Below are 16577 nucleotides of genomic sequence, written 5' to 3' on the forward strand. Positions count from 1 at the left end.
AGAGTCATTGTTAAATTGAAATTGAAAAACAGGCTGCAAGTTATCATTACAACAGAAGCAGTTGTGTTTGTCTTTAGAGACATCGATACCGATATAGAACATAAGAATACCACCTTTCAAAAAGAAAATATTGATACTGTAAAACCACAAACTCTTTGCGAATGTAACCTCGTTCTATATAAACCGTCAAGCGGTATCTAACTAATTAACAATTTAACAAAGAGACTGTGGCTAGAGCCTTTTTAAAACCATCAAGTGGTAGGAGGAGATTAACTAATCCACAGTATCTTAATAATAGTATATTACAAAATCCTTGAAGAGGGATGTAAAAAACTACAAATATATTATACGAGGAGGAGATTAACTAGTCCACAGTATCTTAATAATAGTATATTACAAAATCCTTGAAGAGGGATGTAAAAAACTACAAATATATTATACGAGGAGAGATTTTTTAATACGCATTCACCATATAAACTAAAAATGGAAAAAGATATTTTATGGATTTATGATTATGAAAATAATTGGTATATATTGCCACTACTGGATTTTGATACATTAGAACGAAAAGTTATAGATGGAGAAGTTGTGACGTATACAATTACTTCTGTACAAGTGTATCATGAAAAACATTGTCCAGATGGAAAGTTGTATTTTCAAAAATCAGAGATAAAAAATTATGGGATAAGCGATGCGATTCATTTGGGATTTGGTGAGTGGGTTGTTAATGAATATCAAAAGTTGATTGAAAGCTATAAAACTAAAATTTAATTTTCTAAATTAAATGAAGTGGAAAAAGACCATTCTTGTTGAGGAATTGAAAAATTATAATTTTTAAGTTTGATTTCAAAAGTGAAAAGGAGAGATTTTTTATGAAAAAAGTAATGATTTTGGTTACAAGTTTGATGGTTGTAATTAGCAGTTTTGCTGGTTATACGAGTGATATGATTAATAGAATGGAAATTAAAGAGAAAAGTGTAGAGAAATTATTTGACGGAAGTAATGTTGAAATTAAAGAAGGATCTTCAATGATTTTAGAGAGCTGGGATGATGAGTTAAATAAGGTTTACAAATTGTTAATGTCAAAATTGTCAAAAAAAGAACAAGTAAAACTTAGAAATGAAGAAAGAGCGTGGATAAAAAAAAGAGATAAAGTGGCAAAAGAAGTGGCAGATGAATTTTGTGGAACTGTAAATGGAAAAAAACTTTGTGGAACAGCTTATGGTTTGGAATACACACAATCATTGATTAACTCGACTAAAGGCAGAGCGATTGAATTATCTAAAAGATATGAAAAATTGAAATAAGTTTGGATAAGAAAATTTAGATATACTGAAATTTTTATTCAGATTAATTAGTTAAAATATAAAAAATATAATTCTTAAAGTTTACTTTTATATTACTTTTATTGTTTGTAAAAAAGGAGTTTTATGAAAAAAATATTGATTTTATTTTTGGTTATTTTTTCGTTAAGTTTTTCATTTGAATTAAAAAAAGTAAACTTTGAAATTACAAAAAATAAGAGTTTAAAATTATCAGAAGAGGAAATGAAAAATCAAAGTGAAAAAGTTGTTGAAGTTTTTAATAAAGAAATTTCAGATAGGATAGAAAGTAAAAATAAGGGTATTGGATATTCGGAAAATGCTAATTTGGAAACAGGTGAAAAAAATTTTAAAGTGAATGTACCTAATGTTTTGATGAATAACAAAGTTTATGAAAAAACAATTTATGAAATTGAAAAAATTAATTTTATTTCAAAAAACAAAGTAGAGATAATTTATACTGAAAAATCTCCGAATATTTTTGAAATTATGTTCTCTGAAGAATTTAACAAAAAACTTGAAGATAAAGTTTCAAAAGAATTGGGATATAAATTGGATAAGGAAAAAATTCAAAAATTGTCCAATGAAGAAAGACTGAAAGCAAATGTAATAATTTTGTCTGAATCTCAAAATGAAATGCTAAAAAGATTGGATAATAACGAATTTGAATACGAAACGGAAAAGAGAAAAATGATTTTGGAAAAAAATCAGAAAGAATGGGAATATAAAGACGAAGAAACATTAGAAAGTGATGGTTTTGATATTTTTGATTCTATATTTGAAAATTTTGGAAAATAATTTGAATAAATGAGGATGAGGTATGAGTAAATGAAGAAGATATTAATGTTATTTTTACTAACAGCAAGTCTTGGATTTTCTGCAAATTATAAGGTGGAAGTTAAACCGAATGTGAAAATTCGGAAATCAGAAATTGAGAAAAATAATATAGAAATAGAGAAAAAATTTTTTGAAAATACAAAAGAAGATATTTCTATTGGAATAAAAGAAATTGACAAGCAAATAGAGAGTCAAAAAGATGAATTGGGAGCAAGATTTTTTGGTGAAATTTTAAAAGAATACATGAAAAGTATGGAGTATAGGATTAAAAAGATTGATTACACTTCAAGTTCAAGTGCAAATTTAACATTTACCGTAAAAGCACCCAAATTAAATTTTAATTCTCTTTTGGGAAATGAAGATCAAAAAAGAATAAATAAAATATTTGAGCAAAAAACGGGAAAATCAATGGAATATTTGCCTAGTGTTTCACGAAATGAGTTTGAAAAGAAATGGATGCCAATATTGATAGACATAGTATCAAAAACAGTTTCAGATAAAATTAAAGATATAAAAGAATTTGAAGAAAAAGAAGGAATTGTTGAAATAAAGAAAATTAATGGAAAATGGAATTTTTTACAGAAAAGGAATTAAAAAAATGAGTAAAATAATTGATACGCATACACACATTTATGATGAGCAGTTTGAAAATGACTTTGATGATGTGTTGAAGAGGATTGAAGATGAGCTGGAGGGGATTGTAAGCATTGGGTTTGATTTGGAAAGTTCGATAAAAAGCATTGAACTTGCGAATAGATATTCGTTTGTGAATGCGGTGATTGGGGTTCATCCTGTGGATATAAAAAAATATAATGATGAAGTGGAAAAAGAACTGGAAAGATTGGCATTGACTGAGAAAAAGGTTGTTGCGATTGGGGAAATCGGACTGGATTATCACTGGATGGAAGATCCGAAGGATGTTCAGATTGCTGGATTTAGAAAACAGATGGAGCTTGCCCAAAGGGTAAAAAAGCCAGTTGTTATTCATACGAGAGAGGCTTTGCAAGATACTCTTGATGTTTTGAGGGATTATAAAAATGTTGGGGGAATTTTGCATTGTTATCCAGGTTCTTTAGAAGCAGCAAAACCGTTTTTAGATAGGTATTACTTAGGAATCGGTGGTACTTTGACGTTTAAAAATAATAAAAAGACAAAGGAACTTGTGAAGGAATTGCCTTTGGAAAAAATTGTTCTGGAAACGGATTGTCCGTATTTGACACCTGTGCCTTTTCGAGGGAAACGGAATGAGCCAGTTTATACAAAATATGTAGCGGAAGAAGTAGCTAGAATTAAGGAAATTTCAGTAGAGCAAGTTATTAAAGTAACTACTGAAAATGCTAAGAAAATTTATGGAATGCAATAGAATTTAAAAATTAAATGTAGGAGATAAAATGTGTATTGAAAAAGAAAATAAAGATTTTAAAAATCCAATAGAATATAAATTAGAAAAAAAAGATGGGAATGCACGTGCTGGAGTTATAAAAACACCACATGGAGAGATAAAAACCCCAGTATTTATGCCAGTTGGTACGCAGGCGACTGTAAAGGCTATGACTAGGGAAGAGCTGGAAGAGATTAATTCTCAAATTATTTTAGGAAACACGTATCATTTATACTTGCGTCCTGGAGATGATTTGGTAAATGATTTTGGCGGGCTTCACAAATTTATGAGATGGGATAAGCCAATACTTACTGATAGTGGTGGATTTCAAGTGTTTAGTCTTGGAGATTTGAGAAAGATAAAGGAGGAAGGAGTTCATTTTCGTTCGCATATAGATGGCTCAAAGCATTTTTTATCGCCTGAAAAATCTATTTCTATTCAAAATAATCTGGGAAGTGATATTATGATGGTGCTGGATGAATGCCCGCCAGGACTGTCAACACGTGAATATTTGATTCCGTCCATTGAAAGAACTACGAGATGGGCTAAGCGTTGTATCGAAGCAAATAGAAATAAGGATAAGCAAGGGCTTTTTGCAATTGTGCAAGGTGGAATTTATGAAGATTTACGAGATAAAAGTTTTGAAGAGCTGTATGAGTATGATTATGGGTTTGCTGGATATGCTTTAGGAGGGCTTGCAGTAGGAGAGCCACGTGAGGATATGTATAGAATTTTAAAATATAGCACACCAAAACTGCCTGAAAATAAGCCACGTTATTTAATGGGAGTGGGAGAGCCTGCGGATATGCTTGAGGCTGTGGAACATGGAATTGATATGATGGACTGTGTTCAGCCGACAAGAATTGGTAGACATGGTACTGTCTTTACAAAATATGGACGTCTTGTTATAAAAAATGCGAGCTATTCACGAGATGACAGGCCTCTTGATGAAGGTTGTGACTGTTATGCCTGCAAACATTATACAAGAGCATATATAAGACATTTATTCAAGGCAGGAGAAATTTTGGGACAGAGGCTTGCAACATATCATAATTTGCATTTTTTGCTAAAACTTATGGATAATGCACGTGAGGCAATTATTGATGGAAGGTTTAAGGAATATAAGGAAGAAGTGCTGAAAAACTATGCTATGGGGAAAGAAAGTGAATGGATAAAGCCAAAATCGATATAAAAATTAGAAAATAAAATAAAAAGAAATAAAAAAGTGCTATTTATTTCATAACGGATATTTTTTCATTCCAGATAAAAAATATAAGTTACAAGTAAATAGCACAAACATGAAATTACTACATTTCTTTAAATGTCAATGTTTTTCCATCATCTGTCATAAAAATCAAACGATTATTATCTAATTTAATCTTTTTTGAATTTTGCAAAATATTCAAATACTGGCTTTCAAGTTTCATAAAGTTATCTGGTCCTGCCATTTTTGTAGAGCCGATAGGTCCAACCATAATATTATCTGATGTCATTATATAATTTGAAAAATAGTTGTTTACTCCTGAATCGCCGTGTATTCTGTCTTCTGAAAAATTAAGAGTAATTCTTATTTCATTTGTTGTCAATATTTTTCTCATTTTTGTGTCAGAAATATCAACAAGTTTCCAGCTAGTATTCAATAATTTTTTTTTCAATTTTAAAAGAGAAAGTGAGTCCTTGTCTTTCTGATTAACTGTATTTGGATTTTTAAAAGTCCAAATATCTCCATCCTTGTTAGTTAGAGTTAAAGTATCCTTGCTGTACTTAATCATAGGGTTGGATTGCAGAATATCAAAGAAATCCTGTTCGAGATTCATTAGATCTTGAGAACCTCCCATCAAAGTTGAAGTTACTGTGGCAGAAAGAGTGGAATTTCTGTTAATTTTATAATTTCCTGAATACCCGTTAATTCCACCAGATCCATTAATCTTATTTTTTGAAAAATTAATCGTAACATTTGTGTTTTCTGAAATATAAGAATTCCGTCTATTTTTCTTAATTTGAGTTAATTTCCATGAAGTTCCATTTAAATTTGAAAGAGGAAGTGAATCCTTGTCTTTCTGATTAACTGTATTTGGATTTTTAAAAGTCCAAATATCTCCATTCCTGTTAGTTAGAGTTAAAGTATCCTTGCTGTACTTAATTATAGGGTTGGATTGTAGAATATCAAAGAAATCCTGTTCGAGGTTCATTAAATCTAAAGAACCTCCCATCAAAGTTGAAGTTACTGTGGCAGAAAGAGTGGAATTTCTGTTAATTTTATAACTTCCTGAATATCCGTTAATTCCACCAGATCCATTAATCTTATTTTTTGAAAAATTAATCGTAATATTTGTGTTTTCTGAAATACGGGAATTTCGTCCATTTTTCCTGATTTCTGTCAATTTCCACGAAGTTCCATTCAAATTAGTGCTTACAGCGACTCTTTTTTTCACAGCCGCATTCAAAAAAACGCAACACAAAAGAAGCATTGTAAAAATTCCAACTAAAAAAAATCTTTTTTTCATTTTAAAAACCTCTTTTCATTATTTTTTATCTTTTCTCCTCTGTTAATTAAATAGTATCATATATTTATTAAAGAATTATGAGAATTTTTAAAATTATTTAGTTTTTATTTTTTTTCTAAAGTATTCTTGTTCAGTTTGAAATTTCTTCAGTTATTTCATGTGTTTTTGTCATTTTTATCATCCTGCTACAGTCTGTTGAAATTAGTATAATTATGGAATAAAAAAGAAACCGCCACGAAAATAATTTGAAAGTGTAAAAAGCATAACAAATATTTCGCTCACGACAACTCTAAAACTTATCCATTCCAAATCAACCAGCTGTGGAAAACATTTTGCAAAAAGCTGAAAATAGTTAAATTCATTATGATATTCCTTATAAAGCATATTTGTGACATCAAAAGTATTTATTATATAAATTATTGAAAATGTAACGATAAATAATGAAAAGGCATCAAAAAAAGAGAAATCATCAGCTTCAAATCTATTGAATCCATTTATTTTGTTTGAAAAAAACATATATCCAATATAGGATGTAATTGGGATGGAAATACTGAAAATCAGGGAAATAAAATTTTTATTAAAATAAAATGCGATGTAATATATGACAATTCCTATTAACGAAAATAGAATTGCACCTAACAATCCAAATAGGATTTGTTTAAATTTATAATTAAAATTCTGTATAAGTTTGTTCATCGAATATAGTATATTCCTTTCAAAAATTTTATTGTCATGGAAAAACCTTCAGGTTGTAGTTTCCTGCAGATTTTTAGAGGTATAAAATGGAAATTTGTCATCTATTTGTTAAAGATCAGATACAATCTTGAGTCGGTAAACCTCAAAAAAATATTATAACATAAAAAAATACCCCAATCAATAATAGATAAGAGTATTTTTTCACCTATTTAGTTTGATATGGATCAATTCCATTATTTTACTAAATATAACACAAATTTTTCATTTTTTTAATCATATAATTTTTATTTTTTTATAAATTTATGATAAATCCAGTCAACTATAATAGCAATTGCATTATCTCCAGATACATTTGCCGCTGTCCCAAAGCTGTCCTGTGTTATGTAAAGTGCGATTAGTAATGATGCTAATGGACTGTTTGTGGCAATTCCAACCATTCCCAGAAAAGGAAGTGCAGACATTATTGCTCCTCCCGGTGCTCCTGGCGCTGCTACCATTGCGACTCCTAAAACTAGGATAAATGGGAAGATTGTGGAAATTCCGTAGGCCATATTGTTCATCATAAGTACAGTAACGACACAGCTTGTTATCGTAATGATACTTCCTGCCAGATGAATTGTGGCACATAATGGAACTACAAATTCACGTATTTCGGGTGATGTTCCATTTCGTCTTGCACATTCCAGATTTATTGGAATTGTGGCGGCTGAAGATTGTGTTCCAAGTGCTGTAAAATAGCCAGGAATCTGATTTTTCATACAAGTAAATGGATTTTTTCCTGAAAGCCCTCCAGCGAATGTAAACAAGGCTGAAATATATAAAATATGTAAAATTATTACACAAATAAAAACTTTTAAGAAAATGGAAAGCGTTGCAAACATTTGTCCACTGTAAGTCATATTCATAAATGTTCCAAAAATATAGACTGGAAGTAGTGGAATAACAGAAGTGCTAAGCAGTTTTGTAATTATTTTTGAAAATTCACGAAAAAGGCTGTAGGTAGTCTGCCCCTCTCCATTGTTTCTGAGCCAGCTAATTGAAAGTCCCATTATAAAGGCAAAAACAATTGCCGAAGTTACATCAAACATTGGGGCAAGTGGAATATCAAAATAGGATGTTAAAAGATTTTTTTCCGGATGTTCTACTGCCGCAAATGAGGTGAAATTAAGAATTTTTGGAAAAATATTAGTCGCCATAAGATAAGACAGACTTCCTGCAACAATTGTGGAAGCGTAGGCTATCAAAGTGGTAATTCCAAGTAATTTTCCCGCTCCTTGACGTAAATCTGAAATTCCTGTCACAACAAATCCGATTATCATAAATGGAATAACAAACGACAAATATTTACTAAATAACGATGAAAAAGTCACAAAAATTCGAATAACTGGACTTGGTAAAACTAATCCTAACAGAATACCAAGTGTTATAGCGATAATTAAACGTGGCACAAGTCCGATTTTTTTCATAAAATTGTTCTCTCCTTATATTTTTATATAGTCAATCCCGCAGCCCAGCCTCAATATTATTAATTAACATACGGTGGTAACATTTACAGTTAATTGTACAGACGTAACAATACTGGGATTAATCGTAACTTTTGCAACTTCCCCGCATTACTTCATCTTGTAGGATATTTTTTCCCTAATATCCAAAGGTTTATGTTCACCTTAACAATATCTACACCTAAAATTTATTTTTTTATCATATTTTTATTCTTCAATTAAATCAATAGTCCAGTTTGCCTGCTGTAATCTTGTATCAGTTTCCCTGATTTCCTTAGACAATTTATCTAGCTGTTTTTGCTGTTCTGGTACATTAATCGTGCTGAAAACTTTTATTTCCGTTGTGGAATAAAGATTTACCTTTTGGCTTGCAATTTCTATAAATTCACGCAGTATTCCTGCTTTTTGTGAAAGCGTGTCCTTTTTTGCAATTAGTTCAACTAATGAAATTCCATCAATTTTTGAAAGAGTATTTGTTCTGTTTATTTTTATTATTAATTCATTTAACTGAGAAATTAAATCATTTAACTCAGTTAATAAAAATTCAGGATTTTCAGTAGGTTTTTCATTTTCCTGAACTTTGGCGTTATTATTAAGTCTTGTTTTTAGCTGTGCGATTCTTTTTTGAATATCAGCACGTAAAATAAGAGCTTCGGCAAGTTTCATTTTATTTATCCTCCCATTTTTTATTTTTACATAGTTAAAGTATAATAGAAAAATTAGAAAATGTAAAGGATATTTTTATGTTTTTTACTGTTAGAAATTATATACAAGATATTTTTTTAACTTGTAAATATTTGTTGTAATCGTTACAAATTTATGATAAAATTAAACAGAAAATTTTGAAAAACAAAATATTAATTACTAAAAATTTTGAAAATATAAAAATGTATTTAAATGGAGGGAATTATGGAATTGTCAAAAGGTAAATTGCTGAACATTTATGAGCGAATGCTTAGCATTAGAAATTTTGATTTAAAGGTAAATCAGCTTGTGAAAAGAGGAATGGTGCCTGGAATGACACATCTGTCAGTAGGAGAGGAAGCGGCGAATGTTGGCGCTATTGCAGCATTGAATGCTGATGATTTGATTACATCTAATCATAGAGGGCATGGACAGGTTATTGCTAAAGGGATTGACTTGAATGGAATGATGGCTGAAATTATGGGAAAGGCTACTGGAACTTGTAAAGGTAAAGGTGGTTCAATGCACATTGCCGATTTAGAAAGTGGAAACTTGGGAGCAAACGGAATTGTTGGTGGCGGACATGGGATGGCAGTTGGTGCAGCTTATACTCAAAAAGTTAAAAATACTGGAAAAATTGTAGTTTGTTTCTTTGGAGATGGAGCTACTAATGAAGGAAGCTTTCATGAGGCTATGAATTTGGCATCAGTATGGAATGTTCCTGTTATATTTTATTCAATTAATAACGGTTATGGAATCAGTACGTCAATTAATAAAGTTACAAATGTAGAACATTTGTATAAAAGGGCTGTGGCTTATGGAATGCCAGGATATTTTATTGAAGATGGAAATGATGTTCTGTCAGTATATGAAACGTTTGAAAAGGCTGTGAAGCATGTAAGAGAAGGAAAAGGACCAGTTTTCATTGAAAGTATAACTTACAGATGGTTTGGACATTCTAGTTCAGATCCAGGGAAATATAGAACAAAAGAGGAAGTTGACGGATGGAAGTTAAAAGATCCTAACTTAAAATTCAGAAATTATTTACTTGAAAACAATATTGCAACAGAGGAAGAATTAGTAGAACTTGAAGAAAGATCAAAAAAACAGATTGAAAATGCAGTGGAATTTGCGAAAAATAGTCCAGAACCTACTTTGGAATCTGCATTTGAAGATATATTTGCAAATTAGAAAAGGAGATAAAGATGGAAACAAAGTTGATGTCTGTAAAAGAGGCAATTATTACAGCAATGTCGGAAGAGATGAGAAAAGATGAAAATGTATTTTTAATGGGAGAAGATGTAGGAATTTTTGGAGGAGATTTTGGAACATCGGTTGGAATGCTGGAAGAATTTGGCCCAGAACGAATAAAAGATATGCCAATTTCAGAATCTGCAATTTCTGGAGCTGCAATTGGTGCGGCAATGACAGGGCTTCGTCCAATAGTTGATGTAACATTCATGGATTTTATCGTTTATATGATGGACAACATTGTAAATCAGGCAGCAAAAACTAGATATATGTTTGGTGGAAAAGGACAAGTGCCTGTAACATTCAGATGTGCGGCAGGTTCTGGAGTAGGTTCAGCTGCACAACATTCACAATCGCTTGAATCTTGGTTTACTCATATTCCAGGAGTAAAAGTTGTTGCGCCGGGGACACCTGCAGATGTAAAAGGGCTTTTAAAATCAGTAATTCGTGATAATAACCCAGTAATTTTCCTTGAATATAAAGCACAATACAATATGAAAGGTGAAGTTCCTACAGATCCTGAATTTATTATTCCTTTAGGAAAAGGAGAAATTAAAAAAGAAGGAAAAGATATTACAATTGTAACTTATGGAAGAATGCTGGAAAGAGTAATGAAGGCAGCAGAAATTGCAGAAAGTGAAGGGATTAGCGTAGAAGTGGTGGATCCTAGAACATTGATTCCGCTAGACAAGGAAATTATTTTGAATTCTGTTAAAAAAACAGGAAGAGTAATCTTAGTAAATGATGCTCACAAAACAAACGGGTTTATCGGGGAGATTTCTGCAATTATTTCAGAAAGTGACACATTTGACTATTTGGATCATCCAATTGTGAGGTTAGCTGGAGAAGATGTACCAATACCTTATAATCACGCTCTTGAAACAGCGATGGTTCCAAATGTGGAAAAAATTGTAGAAGCAATTAGAAAAGTAAAAAATAAACAGTAAACTTAATAATTATATAATTTAAGATTATAGTTAAGAAATACTGTTTAGTAAGAGGGGTTGCCCCTTGTTATTGGCAATCTATTTTGAATAAATTATTGAAAAATTAAAAAAAGAAAGGAAGAAGCTATGGAAAATAATGAGTTAAGAGCCACTCCTGCGGCACGTAAATTAGCACAGCAGATGGGACTTGATCTTTTTCTTGTAAAAGGTAGCGGAGCAAATGGACGTGTTCATAAGGAAGATGTGGAAACATTTAAATTTGAAAAGCATGTAAGAATATCGCCACTTGCTAGAAAAATAGCATTAGATCATAATATTGAACTTGAAAATGTCGTTGGGACAGGTCATAATGGGAAAATAATGCGGGATGATATTTTGAAATTGATTGCTAAGCCACAGGAAACAGAAGACTTGGCAAGACATGAAAAGGCTGTTGTCGCAGAAGAAAAAGCAGTTGCACAGCAGGATATAGAAATCGTGCCAATGACAGCAATGAGAAAAGTTATTTCAAAACGTATGACAGAAAGTTATTTGACAGCACCTACATTTGCACTTAATTATGAAATTGACATGACAGAAGCTATTGCACTTAGAAAAAAAATATTGGATACAATCTTGGAAAGTACAGGAAAGAAAATTACAATAACAGACATTATTTCGTTTGCAGTAATCAAGACTTTATTGAAGCATAAATTTGTAAATTCAAGTTTATCAGAAGATGGAACACAAATTATTCTGCATAATTATGTAAACTTGGCGATTGCAGTAGGATTTGATGGTGGGCTTCTTGTGCCGGTTGTAAAAGGTGCTGATAAAATGACACTTAGCGAACTAGTTGTTGAATCTAAGAAAATAGTGAAAAAAGCGCTAGATATGAAGCTGACACCTGATGAGCAAAGTGGAAGTACATTTACAATCAGTAATCTTGGAATGTTTGGAGTGCAAAGCTTTAATCCAATAATAAATCAGCCAAATTCAGCAATTTTAGGAGTTTCTTCTACAGTTGAAAAGCCTGTTGTTGTAAATGGTGAAATTACAGTTCGTCCAATGATGACTTTGACGCTTACAATCGATCATAGAGTGGTAGATGGACTTGCTGGGGCTAAATTTATGCAGGATTTGAAAAATGCTTTGGAAAATCCAATCTCTTTGTTAATTTAAAATTAGATAGAAAATATGAAATATAAAATTATTTGAGTATAAAGGAGTGAATTTTATGGCTACAGAGATAATTATGCCTAAAGCTGGAATAGATATGACGGAAGGGCAGATTATAAAATGGAATAAAAAAGAAGGGGAAAAGGTAGAAGAAGGGGAAATCTTACTTGAAATAATGACAGATAAGACAAGTATGGAACTTGAAGCTGAAGAATCAGGATATTTGATAAAAATAGTAAAAGGAGATGGAGAAACTGTACCTGTTACAGAAATTATCGGATATATTGGTGCAGAAGGAGAAGCAGCTCCAGAAGCAGGTTCAGCAAATACAGCATCGGAAAATACAGTTTCTCAGTCAGCGACTGCAGCTAGCGAACCTAAAAAAGAAAAAGCAGAAGATGAATTTGACATTGTTGTAATCGGTGGAGGGCCTGCTGGATATGTAGCATCAATCCGTGCAGCTCAGCTTGGTGCAAAAGTGGCAGTTGTAGAAAAAAATGAATTTGGAGGAACTTGCCTGAACAAAGGATGTATTCCTACAAAAACGTTCCTTAAAAATGCTGAAATTCTCGAAGGTATCGAAATGGCAAGCAAAAGAGGAATTATTTTGGAAAGTGAAAAATACACAATTGATATGCCAAAAGTTGTGCAGCTAAAAAATGATATTGTTAAGACATTGACAAATGGTGTAAGAGGACTTCTGAAAAGTAATGAAATCAAAATGTATAATGGAATTGGGAAAATAAACAAGGATAAAGATGTTGTTGTAAATGGTGAAACTGTTTTACGAACTGATAAAATTATCTTGGCTGGTGGTTCAAAAGTTAGTAAAATTAATATTCCTGGAATTGAAAGCAATAAAGTGCTTACAAGTGATGATATTTTAGATTTACAGCAAATACCTAAATCGCTTGCTGTAATTGGTGGAGGAGTTGTTGGAATCGAACTTGGACAAGTATTTTTATCATTTGGAAGTGAAGTTACAGTTGTGGAAATGATGGATAGAATTGTGCCAGGAGTAGACAGGGAATCTTCAGCTGTACTTAGAAAAGAGCTTGAGAAAAAAGGAATGAAAATATTAACTTCTACACAAATTAAGGAAATTGTTGATGATGGACATAATTTAACAATTAAAGTTGATGGACATGATGACATTGTTTCTGAAAAAGCGCTATTGTCAATAGGAAGAGTACCAGACTTGGAAGCTGTTGGAGAGCTTGAACTGGAAATGGAAAAAGGTCGAATCAAAGTTGATAAATATATGGAAACAAGCGTATCTGGAATTTATGCACCAGGAGATATAAACGGAATTAAGATGCTTGCTCATGCGGCGTTCAGAATGGGAGAAGTTGCAGCTGAAAATGCTGTTCAAGGAAACCATAGGGAAATTAGGCTTGAAACGACTCCATCGGCAATCTACACAGTGCCGGAAGTGGCAATGGTTGGATTAACAGAAGATGAGGCAAGAGAAAAGTATGACATTAAAGTTGGTAAATTCCAATTTGCAGCAAATGGAAGAGCATTGGCATCTGGGGAAACGGCAGGATTTGCAAAAGTTATTACAGATAAGAAATATGGAGAAATTTTAGGAGTGCATATTGTAGGGCCTTCGGCTGCGGAAATTATTAACGAAGCGTCAGGGCTTATGGCGATGGAAATTACAGTAGATGAAGTAATCAAAACAATTTATGCTCATCCAACTTATTCAGAAGCCTTATTTGAAGCATGTGCAGATGCACTTGATGAAGCAATTCATTTGCCTAAAAAAAGAAAATAAAAGTAAGAAATAAATTTTGAAAGGAATTTAAAAAATATGAAATATTATGTTAATAATTCCAATAATCCTGCGTTTAATATCGCTTTGGAAGAATACTGCTTTAAACAGCTACGTGACATTGATGAAATATTTTTGCTTTGGATAAATGAGCCAACAATTGTTGTGGGAAAATATCAAAATACAATTGAAGAGATAAATACAGAATATACACGTGAAAAGGGAATCCACGTTGTTCGTAGAATTTCTGGCGGAGGTGCAGTTTATCACGATTTAAACAATTTAAACTATACGATAATTTCCAATAAGCAGGAAGATAAGGAAGGCTTTAATTTTAAGGAATTTTCAAAGCCAATTATAGAAACTCTGGCAGAATTGGGTGTAAAAGCTGAATTTACAGGAAGAAATGACTTGGAAATAGATGGACAAAAATTTTGTGGAAACGCTCAGGCGTATATACAAGGACGTGTAATGCACCATGGTTGTCTATTATTTGATGTAAATTTTGGAGAATTGGGAAATGCATTAAAAGTTTCAAAGGATAAAATTGAATCAAAAGGTGTAAAATCTGTAAGAAGCCGTGTTACAAACATACTTCCTCATTTGAAGCAGCCAATCACAGTAAATGAATTTGGTGAAAAAATAATGGAGTACATGAAAAAACATTATCCAGAAATGGAAGAATACAAATTTACGCAAGAAGAGTTAAAAATAATTGAAGAAAATGCAGAAAAGAAACATAGAAACTGGGAATGGGTTTATGGAACTTCCCCAGAATTTAACATAACTCGTGAAAAACGTTTCACAAACGGAAAAATTCAAATTTTTGCTACAGTAGAAAATTCTAGAATCAAGAATATCAAATTTTATGGAGATTTCTTTGGGAAAAATGAAGATTTGAGTGAAATTGAGAATTTATTGAAAGATACGAAATATACAAGGGAAGCTGTGAAAGAAAAACTGGAAACAGTTGATATTGAGGAGTATTTTTCTAGATTTACGGTAGATGAAGTTGTGGAAGTTGTTGTGGAATAAAGAGAAATTTTGAAATAAATAAAAAATAAAATTTTTAGACACTCTAATGCGGGAGTGTCTTTTTGTATCATTGACATCTAATAAAATTTATGATATACATTTAAAGTATATTACAAATTGGAGGAATAATATGAGTGTTGAAAGTAATAATAATGAAAATGGACAACAACAATCTGGAGAAGATTTGGTGAAAAAAATAAATAGTTTGAATAGTTCTGTAAGTTCAATATTTGGATTAGGGATTGTAGGAATTGGAGATTGGGTTTCTAAGTTATTTTATTCACAAAATTTAGAAGGTTGGTATGGGATTTCAGAAAAATATTTTTTTTCATATAACTATAGAAGGATAATTTATATATTTTTAATAGGAATGTTATTTTCTGTTGCATTTTTTTTAGTTTCAGAAGAATTTATAAAAAAACATATAAATGATGGAAAATGGGCAAAAAGATTATCTTTGGGAGCAAATTTATTATTTCAATTAATACTTATTATTTTTTCGAGTTCCCTATTATTAACATTTCAACCTGGGTATTGGTACATTCCTATTATTGGCATTCTTTTGGTTATTGCATATAATATTTTTGAGTATCAAAAAAAAAGTGAATTGCGAAATTGGGCAATTATTATCATTATAATTTATTTTATAGTAAATACTTGTATTGTTATATTTTGTTTTAAATCTAGAAATTATGAATTAACAACGATTGAATCAAAAGATAAAATACACAAAAAAGTAGTTGTATTATCAGAATATCAGGGGAAATATTTGGTAGTTCCATATCTTAAAAATGGTGAAGTTCTTGAAATAAAAGAAAATAAATTAATTTATAATATTAATGAAAATAAGTCTACTTGTGAAAAAGAGGAATGTTTTTTTAGAGCTTATAATGAAGTTATTAGTAAATTGAATTATATGTTCAAATCAGAAATATATGGAAATAAATTTGTTTGTAAAAAAGAATATTGTTTTTTTACAGGTTCTTACGAATTTATTGATAAATTTGATTATATATTCAAAACAGAAAGAATTAATGAAGAAAATATAAGAATTGTAAAAGAAGAGTTAGAATACATTTCTCAGAATCAAAAAAAAGATGAAACTACTGAAATGGAAGAAAATAAAAATAATAAGGATATAAAAAATAAACCGAGTGAGAATGAAGAAAAAAATACGACTATCTGTTTTATAATTGATAAAAATTGTAAAATAAAGTGTTGTAATAAAAATAAAAAGTAACGTATATTTATATAAAAATTAAGAGCCGTGAAAAGTTTAATTAATTTTATAAGTTTGGCAAACTAAATAAAGTTAAATTCCTATCTCAGCTCTTATTTTTTTGTTTAAAAATTAATTCTTATACCAGTCGTAAACACATTGTTATTTCCTTTACCTTTTCCACTGTCAATAGAGCCGTCATAGTTTACATACCAGCCAAATCCAGAATTTACTTCTGTCAATGCTCCAACTCCTACCCAAGTT

General features: G+C 31.0%; 17 protein-coding genes. 13 read left to right on the plus strand and 4 right to left on the minus strand.

Annotation, left to right across the window (positions count from 1 at the left end):
- The 7 genes from K324_RS16040 to tgt form a co-directional block, all read left to right on the plus strand.
- Window positions 1-201 (plus strand): hypothetical protein (locus K324_RS16040; RefSeq protein ID WP_036095392.1); only part of this gene is annotated, 201 nt, incomplete at its 5' end.
- Window positions 202-483: 282 nt separating this feature from the next.
- Window positions 484-771, plus strand: coding sequence for a hypothetical protein (locus K324_RS0108590; RefSeq protein ID WP_026748795.1), 288 nt, complete (start codon window positions 484-486; stop codon window positions 769-771).
- A 101-nt stretch (window positions 772-872) separates the two neighbouring features.
- The gene (locus K324_RS0108595; protein ID WP_021743100.1) at window positions 873-1307 is read left to right on the plus strand and encodes a lysozyme inhibitor LprI family protein; all 435 of its coding nucleotides are present in this window, start codon (window positions 873-875) and stop codon (window positions 1305-1307) included.
- A 123-nt stretch (window positions 1308-1430) separates the two neighbouring features.
- Window positions 1431-2120, plus strand: a complete 690-nt coding sequence (locus K324_RS0108600; RefSeq protein ID WP_026748796.1) for a hypothetical protein — start codon at window positions 1431-1433, stop codon at window positions 2118-2120.
- 30 nt (window positions 2121-2150) lie between these two features.
- Window positions 2151-2753, plus strand: a complete 603-nt coding sequence (locus tag K324_RS14625) for a hypothetical protein (RefSeq protein WP_036095393.1) — start codon at window positions 2151-2153, stop codon at window positions 2751-2753.
- Between the two features lie 4 nt (window positions 2754-2757).
- Window positions 2758-3522 carry a TatD family hydrolase gene (locus K324_RS0108610; RefSeq protein WP_026748797.1) on the plus strand — a complete coding sequence of 255 codons (765 nt, stop codon included), beginning with the start codon at window positions 2758-2760 and terminating at the stop codon, window positions 3520-3522.
- A gap of 28 nt (window positions 3523-3550) precedes the next feature.
- Complete coding sequence (gene tgt, locus K324_RS0108615) at window positions 3551-4732, plus strand: tRNA guanosine(34) transglycosylase Tgt (RefSeq protein WP_051354429.1); 1182 nt, start codon at window positions 3551-3553, stop codon at window positions 4730-4732.
- Between the two features lie 115 nt (window positions 4733-4847).
- Here tgt and K324_RS0108620 read toward each other — a convergent pair whose 3' ends face one another.
- The 4 genes from K324_RS0108620 to K324_RS0108635 all read right to left on the minus strand — a co-directional run bounded on the left by K324_RS0108620 (window position 4848) and on the right by K324_RS0108635 (window position 8911).
- Window positions 4848-6047: an META domain-containing protein gene (locus tag K324_RS0108620; protein ID WP_026748799.1), complete on the minus strand. Its 1200-nt coding sequence runs from the start codon at window positions 6045-6047 to the stop codon at window positions 4848-4850.
- A gap of 210 nt (window positions 6048-6257) precedes the next feature.
- Window positions 6258-6743, minus strand: coding sequence for a hypothetical protein (locus K324_RS0108625; RefSeq protein ID WP_026748800.1), 486 nt, complete (start codon window positions 6741-6743; stop codon window positions 6258-6260).
- Window positions 6744-7027: 284 nt separating this feature from the next.
- Complete coding sequence (locus tag K324_RS0108630) at window positions 7028-8209, minus strand: dicarboxylate/amino acid:cation symporter (protein ID WP_026748801.1); 1182 nt, start codon at window positions 8207-8209, stop codon at window positions 7028-7030.
- A gap of 243 nt (window positions 8210-8452) precedes the next feature.
- Window positions 8453-8911 carry a DIP1984 family protein gene (locus K324_RS0108635; protein WP_026748802.1) on the minus strand — a complete coding sequence of 153 codons (459 nt, stop codon included), beginning with the start codon at window positions 8909-8911 and terminating at the stop codon, window positions 8453-8455.
- A 243-nt stretch (window positions 8912-9154) separates the two neighbouring features.
- Between K324_RS0108635 and K324_RS0108640 the strand changes: the two genes are divergently transcribed.
- The 6 genes from K324_RS0108640 to K324_RS0108665 all read left to right on the plus strand — a co-directional run bounded on the left by K324_RS0108640 (window position 9155) and on the right by K324_RS0108665 (window position 16334).
- Window positions 9155-10120: a thiamine pyrophosphate-dependent dehydrogenase E1 component subunit alpha gene (locus tag K324_RS0108640; RefSeq protein WP_026748803.1), complete on the plus strand. Its 966-nt coding sequence runs from the start codon at window positions 9155-9157 to the stop codon at window positions 10118-10120.
- Between the two features lie 14 nt (window positions 10121-10134).
- Window positions 10135-11127: an alpha-ketoacid dehydrogenase subunit beta gene (locus tag K324_RS0108645; RefSeq protein WP_026748804.1), complete on the plus strand. Its 993-nt coding sequence runs from the start codon at window positions 10135-10137 to the stop codon at window positions 11125-11127.
- 126 nt (window positions 11128-11253) lie between these two features.
- Window positions 11254-12288 (plus strand): dihydrolipoamide acetyltransferase, encoded by a 1035-nt coding sequence (locus K324_RS0108650; protein WP_026748805.1) that lies wholly within the window; start codon window positions 11254-11256, stop codon window positions 12286-12288.
- A gap of 55 nt (window positions 12289-12343) precedes the next feature.
- Complete coding sequence (lpdA, locus tag K324_RS0108655; RefSeq protein WP_026748806.1) at window positions 12344-14062, plus strand: dihydrolipoyl dehydrogenase; 1719 nt, start codon at window positions 12344-12346, stop codon at window positions 14060-14062.
- Window positions 14063-14098: 36 nt separating this feature from the next.
- Window positions 14099-15094, plus strand: a complete 996-nt coding sequence (lplA, locus tag K324_RS0108660) for a lipoate--protein ligase (protein WP_026748807.1) — start codon at window positions 14099-14101, stop codon at window positions 15092-15094.
- A gap of 130 nt (window positions 15095-15224) precedes the next feature.
- Window positions 15225-16334 (plus strand): hypothetical protein, encoded by a 1110-nt coding sequence (locus K324_RS0108665; RefSeq protein WP_026748808.1) that lies wholly within the window; start codon window positions 15225-15227, stop codon window positions 16332-16334.
- Window positions 16335-16577: the final 243 nt, after the last annotated feature.

It is taken from the genome of Leptotrichia trevisanii DSM 22070 (assembly GCF_000482505.1).
Taxonomy (GTDB): Bacteria; Fusobacteriota; Fusobacteriia; order Fusobacteriales; family Leptotrichiaceae; genus Leptotrichia; species Leptotrichia trevisanii.